Genomic DNA, 16,168 nt, shown 5'->3' with positions numbered 1-16,168 from the left:
TTCTCATGCCTAAAAATTTAGCAGTTGTTATTTTAAACTGGAACGGTAAAAACTGGCTCGAAAAATTTCTTCCAAGCGTAGTCAGCTTTTCTCAGAATGCTGATATTTATGTCATTGACAATCTTTCTACCGATGATTCTATAGCATTTACAAAAACTCAATTTCCATCCGTAAAAATCATTAGAAACGATAAAAACTATGGTTTTGCAGGCGGATATAATGAAGGTTTAAAGGAAATAAAGAACGAATATTACTGTCTTCTGAACTCTGATGTGGAAGTTACCGAAAACTGGATAAATCCCGTTATAGACCTCTTTGAAAAAGACCCTTCCATAGCCGCTATTCAACCTAAAATTTTATCTTTCAACCATAAAAATCACTTTGAATTTGCAGGTGCCGCAGGAGGTCTTATAGATAATCTGGGCTATCCGTACTGCCGCGGACGTGTTTTTGATGATGTGGAGGAAGACAAAGGACAATACAATGACGAAACGGAAATCTTCTGGGCTTCGGGGTGTTGCTTTTTTGTGCGTTCAAAAGATTTTTGGGAACAAAATGGTTTCGATGAAAGGTTTTTTGCCCATCAGGAAGAAATTGATCTTTGCTGGAGACTTATTAATTCAGGAAAGAAAATTTTCTATACCGGAAAATCAAAAGTCTACCACGTAGGCGGTGGAACACTGAACAAACAGAGCGCACAGAAAACTTATTTAAACATCAGAAATAATCTTTCGATGATGCTGAAAAATCTCCCATTTCCCCAACTGGTAGGACTGATATTCTTCAGGCTTTGTTTGGATGGAATTGCAGGAATTTATTTTGGATTAAAAAATGGGTTCCCCCATCTTTGGGCGGTTGTACGAGCACATTTTGGATTTTATGCCCAACTTCCTGGAACATGGAAACTGCGTCAGAACCACCAAAAAAGTGAATTCTACCAATCAAAATGGTTGATTTTTAAACATTTTTTAGGAGGCAAATAACAGTTTTGTAATCCTGAAACCTGTTCCGGGATAAGGTTTAACTTTGATAAAAATAAGCGCTGGCTTTTCTCTAAAGTAGACTATTTTTCACCGAACAAACAGACAAAGTAGTTTAAAATTATGGGATGTTCTGATTTCGGAAAAAATGTATAACTTACACTTTAATAATTTTAAATTCTACCCTTTAAATTTCAAACTGTAAATCATCGATTTCTGCTATTTTCAGGCAGTATCAGGACATTCATCATTCATAACTCTTAATTTATCACTTAAAAAAAATGGATTTTTGCGCAATAGATTTTGAAACAGCCACTCACGAAAAAAATTCGGCCTGTGAAATGGGTATCTGTATTGTTCAGGACTCCAAAATCGTTGAAACCAAGACCTGGCTTATAAAACCACCGAGTTTTCCTTATTTCAGCAGATTCAATATTGATGTTCATGGGATAAAACCCGAAGATGTAAAGGACGCCCCTACTTTTGATGAGATCTGGTATGAAGCTGAAGAAATGATGTACGGATCGCTGATGATTGCCCATAATGCCAGTTTTGATGCTGGTGTTTTAAGAGGGTGTTTTGAACATTACGGAATGTTTACCCCAAAACTGAATTACCTTTGCAGCATTCAGCTGGCCAAAAAATCATGGAACTATCTTCCTAAATACGGACTAAAACATCTGGCTGAACACCATCAGATCAGTCTGAATCATCACCGGGCCGGAGATGACGCAGAAGCTTGTGCAAAAATCGCTCTGTTGGCTTTTGAAAAGTTAATCATCACTCAAAATGAAGAAATACATGATTCCTTTTTAAGTAAATACGTTAAGAAACTATAACCTTAAAATGTAAAAAGTTTTTACCCCCGACTATAATCATTAATAAACACCCTAACCTAACCCTGTTGAGAGCGGTTTCCTTTAAATTAAAGGCCTAGAACATCTCGAATGGACAAAGCATTTACGGTTCTGAAGGAAAACTCGTTCAGCAAAATTCTGCTAATTCCAAAATAGACGTTTCGAGCCTGTCAAAAGGAAGATATTTCTTAGAAATCAAATCTCAACAAGGTCTAAGCAGACATCAATTCATCAAGGAATCATACTAATTGCTTAAAACTTCGGACAACAGATTAAACTTCGGAATGTCTATCTCAAAGGTTTCCTGTGTGTCCATGTTTTTAACAAGGTATTTTCCGCTCATATTTCCTACACCGGACCGAAGCATTACATTGGAGAAGTAAGCGAAATTTTCGCCTGTTGGAATCTCTGGTGTTAATCCAATTACTCCATCACCTATAATCTCAGTGTATCCAAAACCTACGTCGAAGATCAGCCATTTTCTTTTAATTACTTTAATAGGAAAACTGCCGTCATTTTCTATTGTAATATTATACTTGAAGACGTAACGGTTTTCAGATGGATAACTGTTTTTACTATCATATTCAGGTAATACTGAAACTTTGATATTGGAAGTCATTTTTGAGAACATCATCTTAGTATTTCTTTAACAAATACAAAAATCTCGCCTTTTTTAAGGCGAGATTGTAAGTTATAGTATAATTGTATTAAAATCTATAATCCAAGGCCTTTTCTTTCGTCACCTCCCATTAATATTTCAACAGGGTTGTCGATACCTTCTTTTACCGCTACAAGGAATCCTACAGACTCTTTTCCATCGATAATTCTGTGGTCATAAGACATCGCCACGTACATCATTGGTCTGATTACTACCTGTCCGTCAACAGCTACCGGTCTCTGGATAATATTGTGCATTCCTAAGATAGCAGATTGTGGCGGGTTGATAATAGGTGTAGATAACATAGATCCGAAAGTACCACCATTGGTAATGGTAAATGTACCTCCCGTCATTTCATCAACAGTAATTTTACCGTCTCTTACTTTGGTAGCAAGATCTTTGATATTTGCTTCAACTCCACTGAAAGACATGTTTTCAGCATTTCTCAATACCGGAACCATTAATCCTTTAGGGCCTGAAACGGCAATTGAAATATCGCAGAAGTCATAATTGATTTTGAAATCTCCGTCGATAGATGCATTCACATCAGGATACATTTGTAAAGCTCTTGTAACCGCTTTTGTAAAGAAAGACATAAATCCTAGTCCAACTCCATGTTTCTGAGCAAATTCTTCTTTATATAATTTTCTTAATCTGAAAATTTCAGACATATCAACTTCGTTGAAAGTCGTCAACATCGCTGTTTCGTTCTTTACAGAAACCAATCTTGAAGCGATTTTTCTTCTTAGAACTGAAAGTTTAGTCGTCGTCGTTGTACGTGCACCGGTTGCAGTTGCAGGAGTTCCTCCTAAAGCAGGAACTGCAGCTAATTCTGCATCAGTTTTAGTGACTCTTCCGTCTCTTCCGCTTCCTGAAACCTGTCCTGCCTGAATCCCTTTCTCGTCAAGGATCTTTTTAGCTGCAGGAGATGGAGCTCCCGTTGCATAAGTTTGTGGAGCAGATACCGGAGCAGCTGGTTTTGGAGTTTCCTGTTTTGCTGGTTCAGCAGCTTTTGGAGCCTCTTCCTGTTTTGGAGCTTCCGCAGCTGGAGCACTTCCGCCTGCAGGTTTTGGAGCATCCACATCAATTAAACAAACTACCTGACCAACCTGTACTACATCACCCTCTTCTGCTTTTAATGTAATTACACCGCTTTGTTCAGCTGGTAATTCAAGAGTTGCTTTATCTGAGTCTACTTCTGCGATGGGCTGATCTTTTTCTACATAATCACCATCTTTCACAAGCCAAGTTGCAATTTCAACTTCTGTAATGGATTCTCCCGGTGAAGGAACTTTCATTTCTAAAACTGACATATTGAGTATTTTTTATTTTTTAATTGGGTATTATTCTTAATTACGCTGTAACGGGTCTTTTTGCAGGAGCATCATCTCTATCGAAAACTCTGTTGATCACTGCATTTTGGTTTTTCTCAAACATTTTGTGACTTCCCGGAGCCGGAGCACCACTTGGTACCGGAGAGACTACCTGGATTCCTGTATCTCTGAAGTTTCTCAGGATATAAGACCAAGCTCCCATATTTTCCGGTTCTTCCTGAGCCCAAACCAATTGTGTTCTGTTGTCATATTTGCTGAAGATAGCATCTATTGCATCTGCCTGAAGCGGATATAGCTGCTCCAATCTTACCAATGCAATATTTTCACAGTTCAGTTCTTCTTTCTTCGCTAATAATTCGAAGTATAATTTACCTGAACACAATACTAATTTTTCAACTTTTTTAGGATCTGCCGTAGGATCATCCAATATTGGCTGGAATGAACCGTTTGCAAAATCTTCTAATGGGGAAACCACTTTCGGGTGTCTCAATAAAGATTTAGGGCTCATCACAATCAATGGTTTTCTGAATGACCATTTAAGCTGTCTTCTTAGTAAGTGGAAATAGTTGGCAGGTGAAGTGATATTGGCTACCACCATATTTTCGTTCGCACAAAGCGTTAAGAATCTTTCTAATCTTGCTGAAGAGTGTTCTGCTCCCTGACCTTCTGAACCGTGAGGCAATAACATCACCAGTCCGTCCTGGATCTTCCATTTTTCTTCTGCTGCAGCCAGATACTGGTCAACGATGATCTGAGCACCGTTTACAAAGTCTCCGAACTGAGCTTCCCAGATCGTTAATGTATTAGGAGAAACCATTGCATATCCGTAGTCGAAACCTAAAACTCCGTATTCTGAAAGGTGAGAGTTGAATACATCAAATCTGCTTTCTGATACGTGTCTTAACGGGATATATTCTTCTTCAGTATCTTCAGTTTTTACCACCGCATGTCTGTGAGAGAATGTTCCTCTTTCAACATCTTCTCCGGAAATTCTTACATTATGGCCTTCCACAAGAAGTGTAGCATATGCCAACCACTCTCCCAGAGCCCAGTCTAATGAATTTCCTTCGATAGCCTTAACACGGTTATCAAACAGTCTTGTAATTTTATTGATGAAATTTTTGTCAGCTGGAAGAGACGACATTTTAATCGCCAGTTCTTTAAGCTTTTCCAAGTCATATTTTGTATCTACAGGAATCTGAACAGCTCCTCTTTTTCCGATAGGATAATTGATCCAGTCATCTGCCATGAACAGGTCCATTGCATTTTTCTCGATCTCTTTGGAAGCATCAAAGTCTTTATCTAAAAGCGCTTTGAAATCTGATTCCATTTTTGCGATCACATCGTTGGAAGTAATGCTGTCCTTAAGTAATTTATCTTTATAAATTTCTCTTGGATTCGGGTGTTTTGAAATTAATTTGTACAAATTAGGCTGTGTAAATCTAGGCTCATCACCTTCGTTATGTCCATATTTTCTGTATCCTAATAAATCGATATAAACATCCTTACCAAACTTCGCTCTGAAATCTGCTGCAAAATGCATTGCGTGAACTACCGCTTCAGCATCGTCAGCATTAACGTGCATTACCGGAGATTCCGTTACTTTCGCAATATCTGTACAGTAGGTTGAAGATCTTGCATCTGCATAATTAGTGGTAAATGAAACCTGGTTGTTAACAACGATATGAACAGTTCCTCCTGTCTTATATCCTTCCAGCGTCATCATCTGAGCCACCTCGTAAGCAATTCCCTGACCTGCAATAGCTCCGTCACCGTGGATCACGATAGGAAGGATCTTAGAACCGTCTCCTTTGTATTTATCATCTATCTTCGCACGGCAAATCCCTTCTACAAGAGCTGCTACGGTTTCCAGGTGAGATGGATTCGGTGTAAGGTTGATCGCTACTTCTTCTCCTGAAGCTGTTTTTACTTTTTTGGATGATCCCAAGTGGTATTTAACATCACCGGAGAATACATCTTCTTCGAATTCTTTCCCTTCAAATTCTGAGAAGATCTGCTTGTAAGATTTCCCAAAAATGTTTGATAACACGTTCAGTCTTCCTCTGTGAGCCATTCCAAGAACCACTTCATCTACTCCTAATTGAGAAGATCTTGAGATCAACTGATCCAATGCAGGAATCAATGTTTCCCCACCTTCAAGGGAGAATCTTTTCTGTCCTACGAATTTGGTGTGAAGATAGTTTTCAAAAGCGACTGCCTGATTTAATTTTAGTAAAATTTCAGTTTTTTCATTTGCAGAAAGACTTGGGTGATTTTCGTTCACCTGAAGCCATTTCTTGATGAAATCTTTTTCTTCAACATTGTTGATATACGTGTATTCTACCCCGATAGAATCGCAGTAGATACTTTCCAAATGCTTGATCAGGTCCTGTAGTGTTGCAGGCTCTTTCATACCTGTTTCAACAGCACAGTTGAATTTTGTATTTAAATCCTCCTTGCTAAGACCGAAGTTCTCGATGTCTAAAGTAGGCGTATAGTGTCTTCTTTCTCTAACTGGGTTTGTTTTTGTGAACAAGTGCCCTCTCGTTCTGTAAGCCTCAATAAGGTTTACTACCTTGAACTCTTTTTTGATGTGCTCAGGAACTTCTCCGCTGGATACTGCCTGAGAGATCTGCTGTACTGCCGGAGCAGCATTGGCCGGAGCCTGGATGTATTGAATGCTATCATCATCTCCATAGTTCTCCAAAGCAAAATCGAAGCCTTGAAAAAAGGCTTTCCATGATGGCTCCAAAGAATCCGGGAATTTTAAGTACTGTTGGTATAAATCCTCAATTAACTGAGAATGAGCTGCGTTTAGGAATGAAAATCTGTCCATTATTACAGTTTATCTATTATTAAAATTTATTTGTAGAATTAATCTTCAAATTTAATAAAAAAAACCGAGTTAAGACAGTCTGAGACCGTTAAAAAAAATTAAGAAAAAAATTACTTAAAAAAAATTACTTAAACACTGATAATGAGAGCTTCATGTTTACCTCCTGCCCTTCGACCGGACGTTCAATAAAGGTCTGACGGACATCTCCGAAGCGCATCTCGTCTTTTTTGGCCTTCTGAATCAGCTGCTGAACCGCCTTTATTCTGCCTTCATAATTTCCTTTGTAGTACATCACATAGTTTTGAGAAGCATTGATGGTGCGGAAATTAAAATTATTATCTGTTACTCCAATCTTCTTGGAAAGTGGAATTCCCAGAAAGTAAGAAACCTCTTTATCTTTGTAATTATCTGCATCAGTAATCAACACAGGAAAGCCAAATTCATCGTCTCTTTTACCCAGATCCATTGTCACATAGTTATAAATTTTACTATAATTCATGACAATATTTTTATAAAGAGTCTCCTTTTTGTTGGATGTACTTACGTTGATCCCCAACAGAAGCTTGTCTTCTTCATTTTCTACCATCAGACTGTCATACTTAATGGAAGCCATCTGGTTATCTTTTTCTACTTTATTGCCCAGCACATTTTTCAGGTTGATCATGCTTTTGTTAATATTTTCAGCAAACCGGTCTTCGGTCCAGAAGTTTTCAACTCTTCTCAATACCGAAAGTTTTGGCGTATGTACCATCCAGGTGATCTTTGTTTTTCCCGCAGAAACCGCTTTAAACTGAACATCAACTACCGTAGGATTCTCGTTTCTATCCTCAAAAAGCTGATATCGCAGACTCTTTTGTGGATTTTCATAACGGATAAACATTTCACCGTCTGTATCGTTTTTCGGATCTACATAACTGATTGCACCGCCCTGTCCTTCATAGGGAGTGTAATAATCGATATCAATAGACTGGGAACTTGTGAAAAAATTGTTCCAGCGGGTAAAGTGCTGGAGATTATTGAACTGGGAAAAGACTTTATCTACGGGATAATCAATCTCTTTTTCTATCTTAAAATCCTTGTTTTCATCTACAAAATAATACATGGAAGCAGCATAAGCTCCTACCAGTAAAACAAGAATCACGGCTGTTATTTTAAAAAAACGCATTACACAAAAGTAAGACAAATAAAAAAAGTAACCAATATCTTAGTTATTCTTAAAAATTTAATTTCCCAAAAAGAGCAAAATAAAAAAGTGAATTATCTCACCTCCTACTCTTAAAAAAAGCTCATTATAATTGGAAATTTTAATTATAAATATATTATTTTATAAAAATAACTCCACTTTTAAATAACAGAAAAATGGTCTATTTTTTGATGAGTGAAAAAGCCTAAAATTAAATATTTTTCTATGAAGAAGTTATTTGTATTTCCTTTGATTTTACTTTTTTCAATGGGCTTTTCTCAGTATTCAATTTCAGAAATCCCTGAAGATGGTTATCTCAAAGACTTCGATATTGCAGTGGATATCATTCAAAAACAACATCCTAACCCTTACAGATTTCACGGCAAAGAAGCTATTATCAGGAAACTGGATTCTCTCCGTAATGAAATTAAAAAAAATCCCGGCTATATCAATTTGCTTATTAACAACCCTACAAGAATAATTGGTGATGGTCACAGTTCTTTTGGTACTGATCCCAACTATTTTGAAGATGTTATACATTCTACCTACTATTTTCCTCTTTCAACGTATGTCCATAATGGTAACATATATGTGAACGGAGCCAACAAATACGCTATTGAAACAGGCAGTCAGATCCTTGAAATTAATGGTTTAAGTGCAGATACTATTCTGAAAAAAATCCCCAAAGCTGCAGACGGAAATATTAAAGTGGAAGATCTGGATATCCCTTTCAATATCCCTTTTATTTTAAAAAACAGCCCCCATGATTTTACTTTAAAATATAAAGCTTTAAATGGAGAACAAAAAACAGCGAAAGTAAATGGCATAAAATACCCTCAGTATTATTACGAAACTAAACATGCTGTATTACCTATTGACTTAGTTTCAGAAAGCTACGGGATTTATGGGTATAAAATAGATGCAGAAACATATTATTTATCCGTAAAATCCTTCTCTTACGATGAAAGTTTTTTCTACGAAAGATTAAAAAAATATTTCCAGGACATAAAAAATCTGAAATCTAAAAAACTTATCATAGATATCCGTAACAATTCAGGTGGGGCTATCAGCAATGTAGCTTTATTATATTCTTTTATAGCCAAAGAGAAAAACTTTAATAACGAGTATAAATACGGAACTAAAGTTGTTGACATTAATTATACCGATTATTTGGTAGATCCCCAGACCAACCGCTATTATTCGGATAAAGACATTGCAGATCAAAATAATTTTATGAGACAACGCTTTGACAAAGCAGAGAAAGGCGATTATTATTTTGGAAATTCAAGGCTAGACGACACTTATATAAAAAGCTATCCAAGAGACGGATTGTTTTTTGATGGCAAGACTATATTGCTGACCAACAACCGTACCTTCTCTGCTGCCACTTATTTTGCGTCTTTATTCAAAAGTGAAAAAAGAGGAGAAATTGTAGGAAAAGAAACCGGTTCTTGCAGTAATTTTACTACTGCTGCATGGTTTCTCACTTACAGGCTGCCTCATACTAAGTCTATTCTTTCCATTCCAAGGACGGAAATTTTCTTTAATAATCATGATAAAGAAAATGTTGCCAAATGTACAGGTGTAATCCCTGATTACACTGTTAAAACCGACTTTTTTTTAAAATCATTAAAGGAACATAAAGATCCGGAATTGGAATATTCCTTAAACCTGCTTTCTCAATAAAAGATCGATATTTATATCTACAAAAAGAGGAAACCTTTGCTGGTCTCCTCTTTTTATTTTGGGTATTTTTTTATCAACCTATATGAGTTCCCGGAAGGATCACGGCATCTTTTTTCACCACTACAATTCCGTCCTGAATAGAATGTGTTCCAAAGTCGCCATCCTGCAGATGTTTTCCGCCAATAATTCTTACATTATCTCCGATATAGCAGTTTTTATCTAAAATTGCTTTTTCGATATAACAATATTTTCCGATGCCCATGTTTGGACGGCCTTTTCTGTCGTTAAGAACAATTTCTGTTGTATTCTGGTAAAAATCAGCACCCATTACGTAAGAATTCACGATGGTACTTCCTTTATCTATCCTGGTTCTGTTTCCAATCACGGAATTTTCAATTTTATCAGCCATAATAATACATCCGTCACCGAAAACGGCTTTACTTACATAAGAGCCATTGATTTTTGACGGCGGAAGCATTCTCGCTCTTGTATAAATTGGCGAAGATGAAAATAAATTAAACTGAGGGAAATCCTGGCAGAGATCTATATTGGCTTCATAAAAAGATTCGATGGTTCCAATATCCGTCCAATATCCTTCAAACTGATAGCTTAACGTTGTATACTTCCCAATAGAATTTGGAATAATATCTTTTCCGAAATCATCTCCTGCTCCATCTTCAAACATTTTTTTAAGAATACTTTTCGTGAAAATATAAATCCCCATCGAAGCCAGATATTCTTTTCCTTTATGTTTATTTTCTTCCGAAACTTCAGATTTTAAGCCTTCCAGAATCTCATATTCAGGTTTTTCATAGAAAGAGGTGATGTTACCGTCATCATCAGACTTTAAAATTCCGAATCCTGTAGCATCTTTAGCAACCACAGGAATGGTGGCAATCGTCACATCGCCTCCGTTTTCAATGTGAAAATCCAGCATTTCCCTGAAATCCATCTGATAAAGTTGATCGCCGGAAAGGATCAGAATATAGTCATAATCATACTTTTCAAGGTGCTTCATCGACTGGCGGACTGCATCGGCTGTTCCCTGGTACCAGCTTTCGTTTTCTACATTCTGCTCGGCAGCAAGAATATCTACAAATCCTTTGCTGAAAATGTCAAAGTGATAAGAATTCTTGATATGTGAATTTAAGGAAGCTGAATTGAACTGTGTTAAAACCAGGATCTTATTCAGTCCCGAATTCAGACAGTTTGAAATAGGAATATCTACCAACCTGTATTTTCCTGCAATAGGAACTGCCGGTTTTGATCTTGAATATGTTAACGGGAATAATCTTGTCCCTCTGCCGCCTCCCAAAACAATGGAGATTACATTTCGTTTCATAGGTATCTTGCGTTTTATTGAATTAAATTTACTGTTCTATTCTTAGTGTTTACTGCTAATCTAAAGCACTCTTTATTTTCGTATTTGAGTTCATTATTATACACAATGACTTTAAATTCACCTTCATTATTAAGTTCAAACACTTCTTTGTCTACATTATAGACCTCAATGTAATGCTTTTTAAGCTCTTCTCTGAACAATTTATTCGTGATCAGAACATCCATGACCTCTATCTTTTTCATGGCAAAATCATGCAGGTCTTTATCATAAGCTGCCATCCAATGTTTTCCGTATTCTTTCTCTATTGCAGCAAACGTTTTCTTATTGGCTGCCTTTATTTTATTTGTGATATCACCATCAATAGTACAGCCTCCAGCATCTATAGATTTAATTTTCCATTTTTCAGAAATACCTTCTACAGCTTCACTTCTATCCATATCTTTAAGGCCTGCTCCATAAACCCAGTAATATCCGCCATGGTAACTTCCCTCATCTTCTTTACATGAAGAAAGCAGGATCATGATGATAAAAAGAAAACAGGAAACCTTCATCACATCAGTTATTGTATAAAGCTATATATTTTTCTGCAGATTTCTCCCATGCAAAATCAAAATTCATGTTGGCATGAATAAGTTCTTTCATCACACCTTTCTGATTATAAATTCCCAGCGCCCTGTTCATCGCATGAACAATATCATCTACACCCGGATAAGTAAAATTAAGACCTGCGCCTCCCGTGGAAATATCCTCCACTGTATCTCTGAGGCCCCCGGTATATCTTACGACCGGCACAGTACCATATCGCATAGAATACATCTGGTTCAGTCCGCAAGGCTCTACTCTTGATGGCATCAGCAGAAAGTCTGCCGAAGCGTAGATCTTATGGGAAAGATGCTCTTTATACCCCAGATCCAGGGCAAAATTGGTATAGGTATGCTCATATTCTTTGAGCTTATTTTCAATATAGTTGTTTCCTGAACCCAAAATCATAATATTTAATGCTCCATAGCTTTGTTTTATACTCTTCCATACCACATCTGGCAGGAAATCTGCTCCTTTTTCCGTAGCAAATCTTCCGATAAAAGCAAACAATGGAAGTTCGGGCTTCAGACCATATTCTTTGCAGAGTTTTTCTTTATTTTTCTTCTTTTGGGCAACCGCATTTTTAATATTAAAATTGAAATCCAGCATCGGATCTGTTTCAGGATCCCAAATTTCTGTATCAATGCCATTGATGATTCCGTATGCTTTTCCGAATTCTTCGCGTACCAAACTTTCCAATCCTCTGAAGCTGATAAAAAGTTCTTCCAGATATCCCTCAGAAACTGTTGTAAAGGCATGGGAACATTTGATCATACTCGCCAGTGGATTGATAAAACCGTTCCAATCCATCAGCCCCCATTTGTAAGAATCAAAAGACGGCATATAATTCGCCATATTCCAGCTCATCATCCCCTGATATTCTCCGTTATGGATTGTCCCTATTGTTTTTACTCCCTTTAAAAATGCAAATTCTGGGCAGTGCTGGGTCATAAAAGGCACCAGCCCTGTATGGTAATCATGACAGTGTAATACATCCGGACGGATCTTCATAGCGCTCAGCCAATGAAGTACACCATGTTGAAAAGCAATAAACTGAAAGCTCTCGTCCTGATAACCATAAGGATTTTCCCTGTCCAAAAGTCCCGGAATTTTCACCATATACAATTCAAATCCCAAAACATCCGATTTCTCCTTCATCACCTGAACCTGCAGCATATCCGGTCCCTGATGGATAAAACCATCAAAAACAATGTCAAATTTATGATCATGAACAAAAGGTTTGTTATACCAGGGCATCACCACCTTAGCGTCTATTCCCTTTATTTTATTCTGATATTTCGGCAGTGCCCCCACAACATCTGCCAAACCGCCTACTTTGGCGATTGGATAACATTCTGTACTTAAGTGATATATTACCATAATTTCAATGTCATTTGTATTTCGTCCGTTTTTTTGTCCTCAGCAGCATTATGATTTATTTCTTATGCTTTATTCTGTGTAATTTATACTTTTTATCCTTTTTCTGTCTTAGAATAATTCCCGCCAGTGGAGGAAGTTTTATGGTAATGGATTTTGGATGCCCCATCCATTCTTCATGTTTTTCACTCAAAATATCTGCATCTGTACCGCTTCCATTGTATTTGTTGTCATCAGAATTGAGAATAACTTCCCAATGGGTTCCTGCATTGACTCCAATTTTATATTCTAAAACCTGTGGGGTAAGATTCAAAACCACCATCAAAACATCATCTCTTTTTTTACCTTTTCTCAGATAAACATAGACAGAATTCTCGAGATCATCAGCTTCTACCCACTCAAAACCGCTCTTATTAAACTGATTTTCATAGAAAGCAGATTCATCACGATAAAGATGATTCAAATCTTTTATGAGGCTTTGTATTCCTTTATGAACCGGATACTCCAGGAGGTGCCAGTCCAGGCTGCGGGTGAAATTCCATTCACCAGTTTGCGCAAATTCATCTCCCATAAAGAGGAGTTTAGCGCCCGGATGGGTATACATATATACGTAGAGCGCTCGGAGATTGGCGAATTTCTGCCATTCATCACCCGGCATTTTATAGATTAAACTTGCTTTTCCGTGAACCACTTCATCATGTGACAATGGCATCATATAATTTTCATTATACATGTACACGGAGGCAAATGTAATTTTATGGTGATGGTATTTCCTGTTTTCAGGAGCTTCTTTAAAATAATCCAGCGTATCATGCATCCATCCCATCATCCATTTCATTCCGAAACCTACTCCCCCGTCATGAACAGGTTTGGTAAGCAAAGGAAAATCTGAACTTTCTTCAGCAATCGTAATGATACTATCTCCAAATTCTTTATAAACCGCTGTATTAAATTCCTGAAGAAAAGCTTTGGCTTCAAGGTTTACATTTCCACCTTCTACATTAGGTTCCCACTCCCCTTCATTCCTTGAATAATCCAGGTGAAGCATTGATGTAACGGCATCTACACGAAGTCCGTCGGCATGATACCGTTCCAGCCAGAACATCGCATTGGAGATCAGAAAAGATTTAACTTCATTCCTGCCATAGTTGAAAATATAGGATTTCCAGTCGGGATGAAAGCCTTTCCTCGGATCTTCATGTTCATAAAGGTAAGAACCATCAAAACGGTGAAGTCCGTTGGCATCTCCAGGAAAATGGGAAGGTACCCAATCCAAAATAACCCCAATGTCATTTTTATGAAGCTGATCAATCAGAAACATCAGATCCTGCGGAGATCCAAAACGGGAAGTAGCGGCATAGAACCCCGTAATCTGGTATCCCCAGCTCGGATCATACGGATATTCCATAACAGGCATAAATTCTACATGGGTAAAGCCCATTTCCTTAGCATAAGGAACTAATTTTTCAGCAATATCCCGGTAATTGAGATATTTATCGGGAGCATCACCCTGTCTTACCCATGAACCTAAATGAAGTTCGTAAACAGATATCGGGGCATCCAGACTGTTATTTTTCCATCGCTTTTCCATCCACTCTTCATCACTCCATTCATACCAAGTCGTGGAAACCAGTGAGGCTGCCTGCAAATTTTGCTCCCAGCTCAACGCGTAAGGATCACTCTTCTCAAGAATTTCGCCTCTGGCCGTTTCTATAGCGTATTTATATAAAGTACCCCAGGTGAGTCCGGTAATAAAACCTTCCCAAATCCCGGATCCGTCCCATCGGGGAAAGAGAATATGATCCTGATGATTCCAGTTATTGAAATTCCCTATGACGGAAACTTTTTTTGCATAGGGAGCCCACACCGAAAAATAGACGCCTTTTACACCGTCTTTTTCAACAGAATGTGCACCAAATTTCCCATACAGCTTATAATGTCTTCCTTCTTTGAAAAGGTAGACATCATGGTCCGTAAACAGTGTATAGGTTTTAACAGAATTCATCAAGATATTATTGTACTTTATTTTTCTTTGAAACTACGAAAATTCCCTGCAATAATGGTTAATAATTAATCAAATAATTATTATGTTAATTACTACCTTTTTGGCACATTAATCAAATATATTATTTTTTACATTCATTTTTTTATGATTTTAAAACAATCTTTTTTATAAATTTAGCTACCAATTTATATTAAACACATAGGATGAGGTTTGAACTTTATAGCGAAGAAAGCGACGACAGAACGGTATACATCACCGGAAATTTTAACAACTGGAATCCCAGAGACTCCAATTATCAGCTTAAACAGCTGGATCCGAACAATTATTTCATAGAAATCGACAGTGGAATCCTTCCCGATACCGTGGAGTACAAATTCACAAAGGGAGGCTGGGAAAACGTGGAGCTCGATAAGTACGGAAATATCACACCCAACCGTAAGGCTGAAAAAGCAAAGGGGAAAACATCAGATATCATTGAAAAATGGAGGCTCAACTGGGGCCCTTTCAAAAAAGAATTTTTCCCGATTGCAGAAGTTATTTCTGACGAATTCTATATTCCCCAGCTCGACCGCTACCGTAAAGTCTGGGCCGTGTTGCCGTATGATTATTACATAGCAGATAAAAGCTACCCCGTACTTTATCTTCAAGACGCCCAAAACCTATTCAACGAAGGAAGCGGCTACGGAAACTGGGAAATCGATAAAAAACTATCTATCCTTGCGGAATACGGCCGTGGTGACGTTATTATTATTGCCATAGAACATGGTAGCGAAGAACGCATCAAGGAATATATCTTTGACAACGACAATGTGGCCAACGGATCGGAGGGCAAAAAATACATCCGCTTCATTACAGACACACTGAAGCCTTTTGTGGATGAACATTACCGTACCAAGAAAGATCGTGACAATACAGGAATCGGAGGCAGCTCTTTGGGCGCTTTGATAAGTATTTACAGTGGATTCCTCTATCCGGAGGTTTATTCTAAACTGCTGATTTTCTCCCCTTCCCTTTGGGTGGAGCCTAATAATAATTTTCCGATGATGAACTTCAGAGTTCCTTTTAAAACAAAGATCTACCTCTACGGTGGCGGTCAGGAAGGTTCTAAAATGGTAAAAAGAATCCATGTTTTTGAAGAATATTTAAAACGTTGGGAAAAGAAGAATCTTTTTGATTTTGAATTTAAAACCAGTATCAATCCGGAAGGAACCCACAGTGAATTTTACTGGTCACAGGAGTTCCCGAGAGCCATTGAATGGCTGTTCTATGACAACATAGAAAACCCGGTAGAAGTAAAACCACAACAACAGAGCATTAAAAATTAAGTT

The 16,168-nt window shown here is 37.6% G+C and carries 13 protein-coding genes; 5 read left to right on the top strand and 8 right to left on the bottom strand.

Translation table 11 applies throughout. The features are described from left to right. Positions 1 to 5 precede the first annotated feature (5 nt). The 3 genes from NZD88_RS03255 to NZD88_RS21320 all read left to right on the top strand — a co-directional run bounded on the left by NZD88_RS03255 (position 6) and on the right by NZD88_RS21320 (position 2,085). Entirely contained in the window at positions 6 to 983 is a 978-nt protein-coding gene (locus NZD88_RS03255; protein ID WP_259827390.1) for a glycosyltransferase family 2 protein, read from the top strand. A 278-nt stretch (positions 984 to 1,261) separates the two neighbouring features. Continuing rightward, positions 1,262 to 1,819, top strand: a complete 558-nt coding sequence (locus NZD88_RS03250) for a 3'-5' exonuclease (protein WP_259827388.1) — start codon at positions 1,262 to 1,264, stop codon at positions 1,817 to 1,819. 101 nt (positions 1,820 to 1,920) lie between these two features. After that, positions 1,921 to 2,085, top strand: coding sequence for a T9SS type A sorting domain-containing protein (locus NZD88_RS21320; RefSeq protein WP_423738653.1), 165 nt, complete (start codon positions 1,921 to 1,923; stop codon positions 2,083 to 2,085). On the opposite strand, the gene apaG is transcribed toward NZD88_RS21320, so the two are convergent. The 4 genes from apaG to NZD88_RS03230 form a co-directional block, all read right to left on the bottom strand. Further along, a complete protein-coding gene (apaG, locus tag NZD88_RS03245) occupies positions 2,082 to 2,471 on the bottom strand; it encodes a Co2+/Mg2+ efflux protein ApaG (protein ID WP_259827387.1) in 390 nt (129 codons plus the stop codon). The genes NZD88_RS21320 and apaG overlap by 4 nt on opposite strands. 80 nt (positions 2,472 to 2,551) lie before the next feature. Beyond that, the gene (gene odhB / locus NZD88_RS03240; protein ID WP_259827385.1) at positions 2,552 to 3,808 is read right to left on the bottom strand and encodes a 2-oxoglutarate dehydrogenase complex dihydrolipoyllysine-residue succinyltransferase; all 1,257 of its coding nucleotides are present in this window, start codon (positions 3,806 to 3,808) and stop codon (positions 2,552 to 2,554) included. Positions 3,809 to 3,848: 40 nt separating this feature from the next. Continuing rightward, complete coding sequence (locus NZD88_RS03235) at positions 3,849 to 6,665, bottom strand: 2-oxoglutarate dehydrogenase E1 component (protein WP_259827383.1); 2,817 nt, start codon at positions 6,663 to 6,665, stop codon at positions 3,849 to 3,851. 124 nt (positions 6,666 to 6,789) lie between these two features. Next, entirely contained in the window at positions 6,790 to 7,806 is a 1,017-nt protein-coding gene (locus NZD88_RS03230) for an SRPBCC domain-containing protein (RefSeq protein WP_259827382.1), read from the bottom strand. A 267-nt stretch (positions 7,807 to 8,073) separates the two neighbouring features. Here NZD88_RS03230 and NZD88_RS03225 point away from each other — a divergent pair, with 267 nt between their 5' ends. Then, positions 8,074 to 9,534 (top strand): S41 family peptidase, encoded by a 1,461-nt coding sequence (locus NZD88_RS03225; RefSeq protein WP_259827380.1) that lies wholly within the window; start codon positions 8,074 to 8,076, stop codon positions 9,532 to 9,534. A 73-nt stretch (positions 9,535 to 9,607) separates the two neighbouring features. Here the strand turns inward: NZD88_RS03225 and NZD88_RS03220 are convergent, their stop codons facing one another. The 4 genes from NZD88_RS03220 to glgB are packed head-to-tail and all read right to left on the bottom strand — an operon-like array spanning position 9,608 to position 14,840. After that, positions 9,608 to 10,876: a glucose-1-phosphate adenylyltransferase gene (locus NZD88_RS03220; protein WP_259827378.1), complete on the bottom strand. Its 1,269-nt coding sequence runs from the start codon at positions 10,874 to 10,876 to the stop codon at positions 9,608 to 9,610. 14 nt (positions 10,877 to 10,890) lie between these two features. Then, a complete protein-coding gene (locus NZD88_RS03215) occupies positions 10,891 to 11,427 on the bottom strand; it encodes an FEKKY domain-containing protein (RefSeq protein ID WP_259827377.1) in 537 nt (178 codons plus the stop codon). Positions 11,428 to 11,431: 4 nt separating this feature from the next. Next, positions 11,432 to 12,838, bottom strand: coding sequence for a glycogen synthase (locus NZD88_RS03210; protein WP_259827375.1), 1,407 nt, complete (start codon positions 12,836 to 12,838; stop codon positions 11,432 to 11,434). Positions 12,839 to 12,893: 55 nt separating this feature from the next. Further along, positions 12,894 to 14,840, bottom strand: coding sequence for a 1,4-alpha-glucan branching protein GlgB (glgB, locus tag NZD88_RS03205; RefSeq protein WP_259827374.1), 1,947 nt, complete (start codon positions 14,838 to 14,840; stop codon positions 12,894 to 12,896). A gap of 203 nt (positions 14,841 to 15,043) precedes the next feature. On the opposite strand from glgB, the gene NZD88_RS03200 reads away from it, so the two are divergent. Then, on the top strand, positions 15,044 to 16,165 hold the full coding sequence (locus NZD88_RS03200; protein ID WP_259827373.1) for an alpha/beta hydrolase-fold protein: 1,122 nt from the start codon (positions 15,044 to 15,046) through the stop codon (positions 16,163 to 16,165). The last annotated feature ends 3 nt before the right edge of the window (positions 16,166 to 16,168 follow it).

The sequence above is a fragment of the Chryseobacterium pyrolae genome (assembly GCF_025153485.1).
GTDB lineage: Bacteria > Bacteroidota > Bacteroidia > Flavobacteriales > Weeksellaceae > Chryseobacterium > Chryseobacterium antibioticum.
This window is presented reverse-complemented; position numbering and strand designations above follow the sequence as displayed.